The sequence below is a fragment of the Paracoccus benzoatiresistens genome, from assembly GCF_026913015.1.
Lineage (GTDB): Bacteria > Pseudomonadota > Alphaproteobacteria > Rhodobacterales > Rhodobacteraceae > Paracoccus > Paracoccus benzoatiresistens.
The window spans coordinates 17,956-31,321 of the sequence record NZ_JAPTYD010000039.1 but is presented as its reverse complement, the minus strand read 5'-3'; the positions used below and the strand labels follow the sequence as shown (position 1 = coordinate 31,321).

At 64.9% G+C, this 13,366-nt stretch carries 10 protein-coding genes; 5 read left to right on the top strand and 5 right to left on the bottom strand.

All coding sequences use genetic code 11. The features are described 5' to 3' along the window. The 5 genes from OU682_RS17940 to OU682_RS17920 form a co-directional block, all read right to left on the bottom strand. Positions 1 to 845: AI-2E family transporter (locus OU682_RS17940; RefSeq protein ID WP_268943575.1), on the bottom strand; the 845-nt coding region annotated here is incomplete at its 3' end. A 4-nt stretch (positions 846 to 849) separates the two neighbouring features. After that, on the bottom strand, positions 850 to 1,956 hold the full coding sequence (locus OU682_RS17935) for a porin (RefSeq protein ID WP_268943574.1): 1,107 nt from the start codon (positions 1,954 to 1,956) through the stop codon (positions 850 to 852). Between the two features lie 16 nt (positions 1,957 to 1,972). Then, entirely contained in the window at positions 1,973 to 3,202 is a 1,230-nt protein-coding gene (locus tag OU682_RS17930) for an HlyD family secretion protein (protein WP_268943572.1), read from the bottom strand. A gap of 3 nt (positions 3,203 to 3,205) precedes the next feature. Then, positions 3,206 to 3,631 (bottom strand): hypothetical protein, encoded by a 426-nt coding sequence (locus OU682_RS17925; protein ID WP_268943570.1) that lies wholly within the window; start codon positions 3,629 to 3,631, stop codon positions 3,206 to 3,208. 157 nt (positions 3,632 to 3,788) lie between these two features. Next, positions 3,789 to 5,420, bottom strand: coding sequence for a hypothetical protein (locus OU682_RS17920; protein WP_268943569.1), 1,632 nt, complete (start codon positions 5,418 to 5,420; stop codon positions 3,789 to 3,791). A 140-nt stretch (positions 5,421 to 5,560) separates the two neighbouring features. Between OU682_RS17920 and OU682_RS17915 the strand changes: the two genes are divergently transcribed. The 5 genes from OU682_RS17915 to cax all read left to right on the top strand — a co-directional run bounded on the left by OU682_RS17915 (position 5,561) and on the right by cax (position 13,286). Continuing rightward, positions 5,561 to 5,806 (top strand): hypothetical protein, encoded by a 246-nt coding sequence (locus OU682_RS17915; protein WP_268943568.1) that lies wholly within the window; start codon positions 5,561 to 5,563, stop codon positions 5,804 to 5,806. A 137-nt stretch (positions 5,807 to 5,943) separates the two neighbouring features. After that, positions 5,944 to 8,676 carry an ornithine decarboxylase gene (locus tag OU682_RS17910; RefSeq protein WP_268943567.1) on the top strand — a complete coding sequence of 911 codons (2,733 nt, stop codon included), beginning with the start codon at positions 5,944 to 5,946 and terminating at the stop codon, positions 8,674 to 8,676. 26 nt (positions 8,677 to 8,702) lie between these two features. Beyond that, positions 8,703 to 10,394: an aspartate-alanine antiporter gene (gene aspT / locus OU682_RS17905; RefSeq protein WP_268943566.1), complete on the top strand. Its 1,692-nt coding sequence runs from the start codon at positions 8,703 to 8,705 to the stop codon at positions 10,392 to 10,394. Between the two features lie 55 nt (positions 10,395 to 10,449). Next, positions 10,450 to 12,141: an aspartate-alanine antiporter gene (gene aspT / locus OU682_RS17900; protein WP_268943565.1), complete on the top strand. Its 1,692-nt coding sequence runs from the start codon at positions 10,450 to 10,452 to the stop codon at positions 12,139 to 12,141. A 53-nt stretch (positions 12,142 to 12,194) separates the two neighbouring features. Next, the gene (gene cax / locus OU682_RS17895; protein ID WP_268943564.1) at positions 12,195 to 13,286 is read left to right on the top strand and encodes a calcium/proton exchanger; all 1,092 of its coding nucleotides are present in this window, start codon (positions 12,195 to 12,197) and stop codon (positions 13,284 to 13,286) included. Positions 13,287 to 13,366 lie beyond the last annotated feature (80 nt).

Below are 13,366 nucleotides of genomic sequence, written 5' to 3'. Positions count from 1 at the left end.
ACCACCAGCGCCGGGCCAACCTGCACAATGCACAGAGCCAGGATCACCAGCGCCAGAAGACCAGCCCCCGCCACGCCCGCCCCATGCAGCACGAGGCCGATCAGGAGCGCCTGCAGCAATGCGATGCCCACCACCCCGCTCGAGACATTGCGGACCGTCACCGCCGCCATGTCCACGAACTGCGCCCCCCGCGGCGCCAGGATGCGGGACGCGATCCGGCGGCCCCCCCGCGCCAGCTGCGGCCCAGGAACCAGAAGCAACCCCGCAAGAATAATCGCCAAAATGACCTTCACCAGGGCAAGGCCGAGGCCGGATATGAGCCCGATCGCCTTGGTGCCAAGCGGCGCAAGGATCTGACGATGGTTGAGCAAGACGCTTTCCATGTTTGTGCTGGCCGTGGTCCAGAAAGCGTGAATTTGCTGTCCCACCAGCGGCAGGGCTTCAAGCCGGGCGGGCGGGGGCGGAAGATGCAGCCGGCCGGAGGCGATGCGGTGGACAAGAGCCTGCACCGACTCGACCAGGCTGCTTGCCAGCGCGGCCACGGGTCCGATGACCACCAACAGGGTGACAAGGGTCACGATCACGGCGGAAAGGCGGCGCCGGCCGCCCAGCAGCCGCACCAGCCAGCCGTGAACCGGAGCCAGCGCCACCGCCAGGATGATCGCCCATGTGACCAGCGCCAGGAACGGCCGGATCAGGGCGAGCGAGAGATAGGCGAAAAGGCCAAGCAGGAACAGGCGAATGACGAGATCGACGATCCTCGCCTCGATCAGGTGGATCCGGTCCGGAGAGAAGCTGTGCCGCCCCTCCGGATCATCCGGGTTGTCTGGCGGGGGCGGGAGCATGGGATCAGAACCTCCACCGCGCCCCCAGCAGCAGCGCGCTGATGTCCTGGTAATCGGCCCCGGTATCGTCGTCGAACTGGTATTCCCGATAGCCGAGATAGGCCTCGAGGTTCAGGTCGTCGAATGTCTGCACCGCCTGAATGCCCCAGGACTTCGACTCCGAGCCGTCGGTTTCGTAGTCCGAGCCGTCGAAATAGTCGATCGACAGGGCCGTGCTGCCATAGTTGGTCACATCGCCCTCCCAGCCCAGCTTGACATAGCCGTAGCTGCCATTGTCATCCTGCCCGTCCCCGGCGGCAAAGGTCGCGTTGAGTCCCGTCGGCAGATGCTTGATCGAGGTCGAGGCGATCACCTGTTCGGTATCCTCATCATCGTCGTCGCTTTTCCACGCATAGCCGATCCCGGCATCGGCCTCGTAGACGTCGCTTTCAAAGGCATAGCGCAGGCCCAGGTCATAATAGCTGGCATCGTCATCCTCGGCGAGAATTTCCTCGCCATAGGCGGCCGAGACGGTGAAGCCGGAAAACTCGGGCGTGTCATAGCGGATGCGGAAGCGCCGGCTGCCGTCGAAATCCCTGAACGTGTCTGAGATGCGGATGCCGGACAGGGTGTCGCCGTCGCGGAACTCATAGCCGCCGGCCGTGTCGGGCAGGTTGACATAGCCCGCAAGGCTGGTGCCGGAATTGTCGATCTCGGCCAGGCTATCGGTGGCCATGCTGCCCTGCCCGAACCAGACCGCGCCGAAACCGCCGGAATACACGGCCTCGAATTTCCGCAGGTCGGTGCGTTGCCAGTCGATCCAGTCGGGATCGTCGATCTGGTTGGTATCCGAGGTGGATTTGAAGCCCAGCCCGGTCTCGACGTTGAAGCGCAGCTTGTTTTCACCGGCCGGCACGTCGATCCAGAAGCCAAGGCGGCTGACCGAATTGCTGTTGTCGACGAAATCGTCATAGCTGCTCTCGCCGTCGTCGACGCGCTGATATGTCAGGTTCAGCTGGCCGTAGAAGGTCGCCGTCGCGCCCGACGGATGGGTGAAGGTCAGATCCTCGGCCCATGCCGGCACCGTGCCGAGGCAGAGGATAGGGGCAAGGATAAGCGGCCGCGTCTGCATGTGGATGTTCCTTCCCTTAGTGTCCTTTCAGCACGAGCGTCTGGATCGGCAGCAGCAGGGCCTGGATCCGCAGGATCAGGGCATGCACCAGCCCGACGGCATCCACGGCATGCAGCCCCAAACGCTGGAGCGTGCCGAGGTTCTCGTCCTCCAGCCGATCGTGATTGCTTGTATAGGTGTTGGCGATGCAGGTCGCCCCCTGCGGCAACCCGTCAAGCGCGCCTTCGTAAAGCGGCTCCATGAGGACCGTGATCGTGCCTCCCAGCGCCATGTTCTGCAAATCCTGCAACTGGTCGGTGGGGCGGATCTGCCCGGCGGCAATGACCTCCTGTACCTGGGTCACCACCATCGGGATGATCTGCCAAGGCTTGGCGGCGCAGGTGACCTCGCCGATCATCCCGGGTTTCATCACCTGGCTCTCGATCTGGCCGAAGCCCGCGGCAAGCCCGGTAATGCGGCGCGCGGGGACAAGGATGCCGGCCGGGCGCAGCATCGGGTTCACGACGTCACCCCGCCGCAGCGCAAACTGCTGCACGATCCCGTCGGTGCCGGCGACGACCAGGGTCTTGTCCAGTTCGACCTGTGCCTCCTGCAGCACGGCCTCGGCGCTGGCCTTCTGCGCGGGCAGCTGGAAATCGACCCTTGCGATGAGCGCATCGCGCGCGGCGATCGCGGCATCGACCATGCCCTGCTGCGTGCTCACCTGCACCTGGGCGCGCTCGACATCGCGCCGGGCGATGGCGGTCGAGTTCTGGGCCAGAAGCGCGCTGCGGGTTTCGAATTCATCCAGCGCCTGCTTCAGCATCCCCTCGGCCTGCATGATCCGGCCCTCGGCCTCTCGCACCTGGATCTGCGCGACCCGCAGCTCGGCCTCGATCTCGGCCAGCTTGAGCCGCGCTGTCTCGACCGCCGCCCTCTGCTCGAGATCGTCCAGCCTGAACAGCGGATCGCCCTCTTTGACGGGCTGGTTGATGTCGACAAAGGTCTCGGCGACGCGGCCATTCGTCTCGGGCAGGATGGTGACCGTGCGAAAGATCGAGGTCGCGGCCCGGGTCGAGGGATGGAAGTAGAAGACTGCCGTGATCAGGCTGATCGTCAGGATGACGCACAAGACGAGGCCCCAGCGCAGCTCATACCATACGCTGAACAGCGTGATCTCGTGTCCGAACCGTTTGCCTTGGACAAAGCGGCGGTAAAGATAGTCGGGAAGCACCGTCACGCTTGAACAGAGCAGCAACTCCAGCATGGCTCAGCTTTCTGTCGGAGGGAGGGGGACGGGACGGGACTCCGGCAGGTCCGCAGCTGCCGGTGGCTGCGGACGGGCCATCCGGCCCAGCGATGCCGCCATGGATTGAAGTGGCGTGGTGAAATCAGGGATCGGGATCATTGCCAGAAGCAGTCCCGCGATCCAGAAGGCGTGATTATGCGTGAAAAGCGAGATCAGCGCCAGAACCGCCACGATCTCGAACTGCACCTTCTGGCCGCCGTGGGCCATGTGTTCGGGCAATGCGTGAAGCTTGAGGTAGAAGACTCCGATGCCCACCACGGCCGCGATCAGGAATATCCCCATCCCCACCAGAAGCCAGTCCGTCTGGCCGGGCATGGTAATGAAGGGGGGAAGATGGGCAACCGCTTGGGGGTGCAGCAACGCGTCTTGATCCGGTGCAATGGCCAAGGTCCTCTCCGTTCCATGTGCCGCGATGCCATGACGACAGTGCCGCGGTGCAAGCCTGCGGCGCGAGCCTCAAGGCAGACATGCGAACAGTCTAGCCGGGAACCCTGGCGGCACGAACAACGCCGATGTAAGTCACAGTTAGCAGCGGCCCCGCGGGTCAGATCCTGCGCAGCTTGTTCGGACGCACCGGGTCGGACTGTTCCGGGTCCAAGCTGGCCAGCGCTTGGGCGATGGCGGCGATCAGGTCGGGATGGAACTGGCGAAAGGCCAGATCCTCCCGCAGGCGCGCGAAGACGCCCGGCGCAAGCTGCTCGGCGCGGGCCAGGCGCTGGTGCGCCTCGTCCTTCCGGCCCAGTGCTGCCAGCGCGGCCGCCGCGGCAAGGTGGACATGGGCAATGCTGAGCGCATCGACGGCGCGCAGCTCGTCCAGCGCCTGCTCGTGACGTCCATGGGCAAAATGGTACAGGAAAAGGCCCATCCGGTACTGCCCGGTCAAGAGCGGGCTTCTGGCATAGGCCTCTTCCAGAAGCGGAACGCCGCTTTCCCAGTCCTTGCGCGCGGCAAGGCGAAAGCCCATCTCGGCCATCAGTTCGGGATCGTTGGGGTTCAGCGCCCGGGCGGCCTTGAGGGACTGCAGGCATTCATCGCGCCGACCCAGGAACCATTCGGCAAGGGCACGGGCATGATAGGCGCGGCTGGAACTGGGGGCGAGCCGGATCGCTTCGCGCGCCAGATCGAGCGCGCGCTCCAGCGGTTCGGCGCAGCTGTTCCCGACATCGTAGCCAAAGCGCCCGGCGTTCGTGTAAAGCATCGACAGGCAGGCATGGGCCGCGGCGAAACCGGGCTCGGCCGCGATCGCCGCCTCCAGGTCGCGCCGGAGCGGGTCGAACCGGTCCTTGTCGAGCGTGCGCCAGTAGTCCTGGAAGTCCAGCAGTTTCTGGTATCCTGCGAAATGGCGCGGGTCGCTGCCGACCAGGATGCGCGCCTGGCTGTCCACGATGCCGTCCCGCAGCGCGACGATGCGGGCGACATGGCCCGCGATCTCGGCGCACAGGCCGACGATATCGGAAGGGTCGCGGCCGACCTCCATTTCGCGTTCAAAGCTCTGCGCCCAGATGAAGCGTCCGTCTCCCTCGCGCCTCATCAGGATTTCGGCGATCAGGGCATGTTTGGCGATCGTCACGGTCCCCGACAACCGATAGTCGATCTGCAGCTCCGCCGCGCCTGCGGCCGGGGCAGGGGCCCGGTGCGCCTGCTCGGACGTGTCGAGGCCATAGACGAAAAGCTCGGTGAAGCGGGTCAGGGCCGCGATCACCTGCCGGGTCAGCGTGCGCGCGATCAGCGGATAGACGCCGGTATCCCCGTCCAGGTCGAGGGGCTCCACCAGGATCCGGGGCGCGTATTCCTGCAGCGCCCTGGCCCCGTTGGCAGGCGGATCGGCCGCAGCGGCCGGGGCCCCCTGGCGCTGGAAGGTGGGGACATAGCTTCCCTTGGGGATCGAGATCCGGATGTCCGCGCCTCCATGCTTCAGATAATAGTTGTCAAGCGCGCGCCGCAGCCGTCCCGCCTCGATGCGGACGATGGAATCCTTCATCGCGTCGAAATCCTCGCCGCGTCCGAAGACAAGCGTGGCGATGCTGTAGGCCTTGATGCGCTCGCCACGACCGGCCAGCGTTTCCTCGACCACGTGTCGAAGAAAGCGCCTGTTGCGCTCGGAGGCGTCGAAATCGGACGATGCCAAGACGCGTGCCAACTCGTCGCGAATTACGCATTGAATCGCATCGCTCATCATCTACCGTCCCTTCCCATACTAAACGAACGTTACAGTAACGTACTCGGCAGAGCGGTTGTTGAGGCGGAACTTCTGAGGCAGCCTGTGACATTCTACGGATCCTCCCGGTTGTTTTGCAACAAAGGAGTCAGACCCGCATGCGCGCCGTGGACCTTGCCGTCGGATTTTTCCCGGATTGTGGCTTGGCGGTCAGGCGCCTTTACCTGCGAGACGAGCAGTTTCGGTCGATCTGTGAGGATCTCCTGCTGGCTCAGGTCTCGCTGCTACGACTTGAGAGCCAAACCGGTTTCAAAACGCCGGAGGAGATCGAGGATTTCAGGAATGTTCTGCAGGAGCTGAAGGCCGAGTTGCGCGCCTATCTCAATGCTCCCGACAAGGTCTGAACGAGCGCCGCTGACCAGGATGAGGGCGAGGGTGAGGTTAACAGTAACTTACACAGCCCCAATGGAGGCCTGCATCCGCAACTCCTAGGCTTCCAGGTAGGCGGGGCAATGACGCCGCCTGCATTGGGAGAGTTGCCGTGAACAAAGTTGCCACTGTCCTGCCCAGAGAGCGTCTGGACCATTTCTTTTCATTCCCCGGCGCGCGCAATGATCGTTGGCGCGAATTGCATGTCGCGGCGCGGGATTGGGCGCGCGGCAATGGCGACCCGGCGACAGTCCGCGAGTCCTTCGATGGCCTTTTCGCCTATGAGGGGTTCTTCGCCTATCCGGGGCGCCAGCTTCTTGCGACCCTGCGGCAAAGGATCGAGACCGGGCAGGCCGGGCCGACGGCGGCGCTGGCGCAGCGGATATCGGAATCGATCCTGACGCGGTCCTACAAATCCGATGCTGGCGACTGGCAAGCAGTGGAGGCATTGGCCGAATCCCCGCCGGACCTGAATACGCCCACTCTGGCGCGGGGGCAGGGGCATCGGCCCTACTTCGAGATGCTGGTGGTTGCCCCCGGGGCGGCCCGCCGGGGCGAGAGCATCATCGACCAGTTCCACCGCCTCCGCCGTCCCGAGGACGCCTTCATCTATGAAGCCGTGCCCGTCAGCAGCTTTGAAGAGGCGATCTGCGCCACAATCCTGAACCCGGCTCTGGCGGCGGTGACGATCCATGAGGGTTTCGACCATGAAAGCACGGCCGAGGTGCCGGTGCTGCGGAATTTCCTGGTTTCGGCGGGGCTGGATGCTGCCTCGATCGCGGGCGACGACCTGCCGCTGTCGCTGGCGGACACGCTGAAGCGCATTCGCCCCGAGCTGGACATCTATCTGTTGTCCGACCGGCATGTCGAACGCGCGGCGGGCCATCCGCGGGCGGCCAATATCCGCCGCGTCCTTTATTCGGTCGAGGAACTGCTGGAACTGCATCTTTGCGTCCTGGAAGGCGTCGCCGACCGCTTCCGCACGCCCTTCTTCGACAATCTCAAGGCCTATGCGATGCGGCCGATCAGCACCTTCCATGCGCTGCCGATCGCCCGCGGCAAGTCGGTGTTCAAATCCGACTGGATCCGCGACATGGGCGAGTTCTACGGCCTGAACATCTTTCTTGCGGAATCCAGCGCCACCACGGGGGGGCTCGACAGCCTGCTGGAGCCGACCGGCAACATCAAGCTGGCCCAGGAAATGGCCGCCCGCGCCTTCGGGGCCGATCACGTCTTCTTCGTGACCAACGGGACCAGCACCTCGAACAAGATGGTGCATCAGGCGCTGGTCGCGCCCGGCGACATCGTGCTTCTGGACCGCAACTGCCACAAGTCCCACCATTACGGCCTGGTCCTGGCGGGCGGGCAGCCGCTTTACATCGACGCCTTCCCGATGACGGAATATTCGATGTATGGCGCGGTGCCCCTTGCCAGCATCAAGAAGGCGCTGCTGGACCTGAAGGCCGAAGGCCGGCTTGACCGCGCGAAGATGGTCGATCTGACCAACTGCACCTTTGACGGCCATATCTACAACACCCGCCGCGTGATGGAGGAATGCCTTGCCATCAAGCCCGACCTGATCTTCCTGTGGGACGAGGCGTGGTTCGGCTTTGCCCGCTGGTCGCCCTTCCTGCGCCCGCGTACCGCGATGGGCGCGGCCGAGGCGATCGAGACCTGGATGAAGGACCCGGCGTCGGTCGAGGCCTATGAAGCCCAGCAGAAAGAGCTGGGCGAGAACCCCGACACCGAGACGTTGATGAAGTCCCGGCTGATCCCCGACCCGCGCCTGATCCGCATGCGCGTTTATCAGACGAACTCGACCCACAAGTCGATGTCGGCGCTGCGGCAGGGGTCGATGCTTCTGGTGCGCGACGTCGATTTCCCCGATGTCGAGGCCCAGTTCCACGAGGCCGTCTTTACCCATGCCTCGACCAGCCCGAACCAGCAGCTGATCGCCAGCCTCGACATCGCGCGCCGCCAGATGGAGCTGGAGGGCTATGGGCTTGTCGCCAATGCGATCGAGATCGCCCTGGACATCCGCAAGGAAGTGAACGCCCATCCCGTCATCTCGAAATACTTCCGCGTCCTCGGCGCAAGCGAGATGATCCCCGACGAATATCGCCAGAGCGGCTTCGTGGATTTCCTGGAACCCGGCACGGATTGGGAAGATCAGGTCCGCTCGATGCACGAGGACGAGTTCTGCCTTGATCCGACCCGGATGACGCTGGTCTGCGGCACCGCCGGCTTCGACGGGACTCAGTTCAAGAAGATGATGGCCGACGATTACGACATCCAGTTCAACAAGACCTCGCGCAATTCGGTCCTGCTGCAATCCAACATCAACAACACGCGCAGCGACGTGGCGAACCTGATCCGCGTGCTGCTGGAGATCAGCCGCAAGATCGAGAACGACCTGGCCCGCGGCGGCGAGAACGGCCGCGCAGCCTTTGCCGCGCGTGTCAAGTCGCTGATGGAGGACGTGCCGGAGCTGCCCAACTTCAGCCACTTCCATGACGCCTATCGCTGGGACGCGGGCGAGACGACGCCCGAAGGGGACATGCGCTCGGCCTTCTACAGCGCCTATTACTCCGAGGGTTGCGAATACCTGCCGCTCGACAGTCCCGAGGTGGACCGGCGCCTGAAGGACGGCCCGGAAATGATCTCGGCCAATTTCGTGATCCCCTATCCGCCGGGCTTTCCGATCATGGTGCCGGGCCAGGTCATCAGCCCCGAGACGATCGACTTCATGCGCAAGCTGGACGTCAAGGAGATCCACGGCTTCGAGCGGGCCAGGGGACTGAAACTCATCCGCCCGGACCACGCCCAGGACCACGTCCGCAAGTAACCGCTGCGGACAAGGAGAGTGAAACCATGTGGACGTACATAGTTGAGACGCTTCGGGCCAACCCCGCGCTCGCGATCTTTCTCACGCTGGCGATCGGCTACTGGGTCGGCAACAAGAGGTTCGGAAGCTTCAGCCTCGGCGCGGTGACGGGGACGCTGCTGGCGGGGGTCATCATCGGCCAGATCGGCCTCGACATCTCCGGGCAGGTAAAGTCGATCTTCTTCATCATGTTCCTTTTTGCCGTCGGCTTCGGCGTCGGCCCGCAGTTCGTCCGGGGGATCGCGACGGATGGCGCCCCGCAGGCGGTGTTCGCCGTGGTGATCTCGGTGCTCTGCCTGGCTGCCGTCTACATCGCGGCGATCGTCTCGGGCTATGGGCCGGGCCTTGCCGCGGGCCTGCTTGCGGGCGCCCAGACGATCTCGGCGTCGATCGGCCTGGCTACCGACGCGATCAACGGCGCCGGCCTGCCGCCGGAAGAGGCCCAGGCGCAGCTTGACCTGATCCCGGTCGCCTACGCCATCACCTATCTCTTCGGCACCATCGGCACCGGCTGGATCCTGGCCTTTCTCGGGCCGAAGATGCTAGGAACGGACATCGCGGAAGCCTGCGCACGCTACGAGCGCGAGGTCCTGAAAGGCTCCACCAAGGGCGCCAACACAATGAGCGCCTGGCGGGCCCGCGAGGCGAGGGCCTACCGGATCCGCGAGGGCGGCGTCGCGGTGGGCAAGACCCTTGCCGGGGCCGAGGCCCTGGCCAAGGGCGAGCGCATCTTCATCGAGCGCCTTCGCCGCGGGTCCGAAGTGCTGAATCCTCCCCCCGATACCGTTTTGCAGGCGGGCGACGTTGTTGCGGTCTCGGGCCGGCGCGAGGTGCTGGTCGGCCTGTTCGGCGAAGCCGAGGAGGTCGAGGACCGCGAACTCCTCGACATGCCGGTCGAGGCGACCGACGTTCTGATCACCAACAAGGCGCTCGACGGGCGCGAACTGATCGATCTGGCAGGCGAGCCCTACACCCGTGGCGTTTACCTGAACTCGATCCGGCGCGGCTCGATGGCGGTCAACATCCCCGTCCTGCCCGGAACCAAGCTCAATCGCGGCGACATCGTCCGCGTCGCCGGCGCCAAGGCCAACATCGACACGTTCATCGCTGCGGCCGGCTTTGCCGATCGGCCGCAAACGATCACGGACATGGTGCTTGTCGGCCTGTCGATCCTGATCGGCGGTCTGATCGGCGCCGCGGTCCTGCCGGTCGGGGGCATTCCAATCACCCTTTCCACCTCGGGCGGCGCGCTGATTGCCGGGATCTTCGTCGGCTGGCTCCGCACGGTGAAGCCGCAGATCGGCAACATCCCGCAGCCAACCTTGTGGTTCATGAATTCGGTCGGCCTCAACGTCTTCATCGCGATCGTCGGGCTGAGCTCGGGGCCGACCTTCATCGCCGGACTGCGCGAGGCGGGGTTCGGGCTCTTCTTCTGGGGGCTCTTCGCGACCGCGGTGCCGATGCTGCTCGCGCCCTACATCGGCAAGTACATCTTCAAGTTCGACGACGCGATCAACCTTGGCTGCTGCGGCGGCGCGCGGACCTCGACCGCCTCGGTCGCGATGGTCGGCGAGGTCGCCAAAAGCGACGTGCCGATGCTGGGCTACACGGTTCCCTATGCCGTCAGCAACACGCTGCTGACCCTGTGGGGACTGGTGATCGTGCTGCTGTTGCTGTGAGCGCGTTCCGGGAGGACGGCCTGCCGGCCGGTCGTTCCCAGAGGGGAAGAGGGGCATGGAACTGATCAGATCGTTCTTCGACGCCTCGCCGATCGCCGTGCTTTTTGTCTGCGTCGCGATCGGCTTCGCGATCGGCCGCATCAAGGTGGCCGGGGTGCCGGTCGGCGGCATTCCCGGCACGCTTTTCGCCGCGATCCTGATCGGCCAGATCGGGGTCGAGGTGGACGAGAACATCAAGACGATGGCCTTCGCCCTGTTCATCTACTCGCTCGGCTATGTGAGCGGCCCCAGCTTCTTCCAGAGCCTGGGGCGCAGCACGTTCAATCTCGTCCATCTTTCGCTGTTCTCCAGCGTCCTGATCTACGTGACGATCTGGAGCCTTGCCCAGACCTTCGAGCTCGACAAGGGAACGGCGGCGGGCCTGCTGGCGGGCGGGATCACGGAATCGGCCGCTGTCGGCACGGCAAGCGAGGCCTTGAAGAACCTGAGCCTTCCCGCGGATCAGGTGACGGCGATGCAGGCCAATATCGGCGTGGCCTATGCCATAACCTATCTGTTCGGCTTCACCCTCGTGGTGTTCTTCGTCAGCCTCTTCGCGCCACGGATGATGGGGATCGACCTCAAGGACGAGGCCGCGAAATACGCGGCGACGCTGGGCCGGACCGACGATGACGACTTGAGTCCTTCGCAGGAATCCGCGCTTCGCGGCGTGGTTGCCCGCGTCTATCAGCTGACCCGCGAGGAATCCGTTGGCATGGATGTCGGCAGTTTCGAGAGCAGGTTCGACGGCTTCGTGACAGTGCAGCGCATCGTCCGCGGCGGGCAGGTCCTGGAACCCGCAAAGGACGTCAGGCTGGCCTTGGGCGACCGGGTCGCCCTGCTCGGGCGGCTGGGCGAATTGCTGGAAGCCGGAAGCTTCCTGGGACCCGAAACGACCGACACGAGCGGGCTTCACATCATTGGCGAGACCCGGACCGTCGTGCTCACGAACACCGACTTCATCGGAGAAACCATCATCGGGGTGCGCAGAAAGATCGACCCGGACCAGCGCCGGGGCGTTTACCTGACGAAGATATCCCGATCCGGGCAGACGCTTGTCCCGCGGCCGCAGATGCGGCTGGAAGCGGGCGACGTCGTCACCCTCTACGGCACGCCGGCCGCGCTTGACGACGCCGTGCCGATCGTCGGCTATGCCATCGATCAGGGCATCGCCGTGGATTACGTGTATCTGGCCTTTGGCATCCTTCTGGGGATCGTGATCGGGATGATCACGGTGCCCATCGCCGGATCGCCGGTCGCGCTGCATACCGGCGGCGGGTGCCTCCTTTCGGGCCTGCTGTTCGGCTGGCTCAGATCGCGCCATCCGACCTTCGGCGGGCTGCCGCCGGCCACCGCCCTGCACCTGCGCGATTTCGGCCTCGCGATCTTCATCGCCTGCGTCGGGCTGGGGACCGGCCCGCAGGCGGTCACCCTGCTCAGAGAGCAGGGCGTCCTGTTGCCCATCCTTGCCGTCGTCGCCGTCATCCTGCCGATCGCCGCGTCGATGTATTACGCCCGCTACGTCCTCAAGATGAACCCCGCCGTGATCTGCGGCGCCTTGGCCGGCTGCTTCACATGCACTGCGGGACTGAACGCGGCCGTGCAGGCTGCCGAGAACGAAACGCCTGTCCTGGGATATACGGTGCCCTATGCCATCTCGAACATCACTCTCACGCTGCTCGGCCCGATCCTGGTTCTTACCGTCTGAGCCACGGATCCTGTCTGGCGTCGTCACCCACCTCCACCGCCGGAGGGAACGTCATGTCGCGCCTTTTTGAGGAGATCAGAAGCAGTCCACTGCTATGGTTGCTGGTCTTTGTTCCCGTCGTCCTTGGCGTCGAGATCGTCCGGCCCGATGCTCATACCTTGCTGTTTCTGCTTTCCGTCCTCGCCATCGTTCCGCTGGCCGCGCTGCTCAGCCTTGCGACCGAATCCGTGGCCGAACGCACCGGTGATGCCGCAGGCGGGCTGATCAACGCGACCCTTGGCAACCTGACCGAACTGGTCATCGCCGTGACCGCACTGGCCGCCGGTCAGTACGCGCTGGTCAAGGCCTCCATCGCGGGGGCCATCGTCACCAATGCGCTTTTCATGCTGGGCGCATGCTTCCTTCTGGGCGGGCTGCGCCACCACATGCAGGACTTCAACCGCACGGGTGCGCGTCTTCAGGCCAGCCTGCTCTTCATCGCGACCGTGGCGCTGCTGATCCCCTCGGCCATCGTGGCGGCCGACAATATCGACAACCCGGAGGCGATCCAGAAGCTTAGTCTGCTGCTGGCACTGCTGCTGGTCGCAGGCTACGTCCTGGGCCTGTGGTTCTCGCTGGGGACGCATCGCACGTCTTTTGCCAGCGCCGCCCCTGCCGAAAATCATCACGTGCCCCTGCCCATCGGGCTGGCGCTCGTCACACTGGCGGCGGTGACGGTGCTGGTCGCGCTGGTCAGCCACATATTCGTTGCCTCGGTCGAGGTCGCCGGCGCGGCGCTTGGGCTGACCCCCGCCTTCGTCGGCTTCATCGTGGTGTCGCTGGTCGGCGGGGCGGCCGAGTTCGCCTCGGCCTTCGCGGCGGCGCGCAAGGACCGTCTGGATCTCAGCGTCAGCATCGCGCTTGGCAGCGCGGCGCAGATCGCGCTGTTCGTCGCGCCGCTTCTGGTCCTGCTGAGCTATGTCGTCGGGCCCGCGCCCATGGGGCTGGATTTCTGGCCCGGCGCGGTCGTGATGATGGTGATCGCGGCGCTTTCGGCGGCGCTGCTGACCGCGGGCGGGCATTCGGCATGGTTTCTGGGCGTTCTGGTGTTGATGGTCTATGCGATCTTCGCCCTGACGCTTTACGTCCTTCCGCTGAGTCAGTGATGGCGAGCGGGGGTTCGGATGGCGCTGCGGCAAGGGCACTCGGTCCCCTTCCGCGTGCGACCAGGGTCCCGTTCGCGCGG

What these genes read in the sequence shown, in the direction of transcription:
- OU682_RS17930 (WP_268943572.1), bottom strand. Translation starts at nt 3,202, where the DNA reads ATGCTGGAGTTGCTGCTCTGTTCAAGCGTGACGGTGCTTCCCGACTAT.
- aspT (WP_268943566.1), top strand. Translation starts at nt 8,703, where the DNA reads ATGTGGACGTACATAGTTGAGACGCTTCGGGCCAACCCCGCGCTCGCG.
- OU682_RS17935 (WP_268943574.1), bottom strand. Translation starts at nt 1,956, where the DNA reads ATGCAGACGCGGCCGCTTATCCTTGCCCCTATCCTCTGCCTCGGCACG.
- aspT (WP_268943565.1), top strand. Translation starts at nt 10,450, where the DNA reads ATGGAACTGATCAGATCGTTCTTCGACGCCTCGCCGATCGCCGTGCTT.
- cax (WP_268943564.1), top strand. Translation starts at nt 12,195, where the DNA reads ATGTCGCGCCTTTTTGAGGAGATCAGAAGCAGTCCACTGCTATGGTTG.
- OU682_RS17915 (WP_268943568.1), top strand. Translation starts at nt 5,561, where the DNA reads ATGCGCGCCGTGGACCTTGCCGTCGGATTTTTCCCGGATTGTGGCTTG.
- OU682_RS17920 (WP_268943569.1), bottom strand. Translation starts at nt 5,420, where the DNA reads ATGAGCGATGCGATTCAATGCGTAATTCGCGACGAGTTGGCACGCGTC.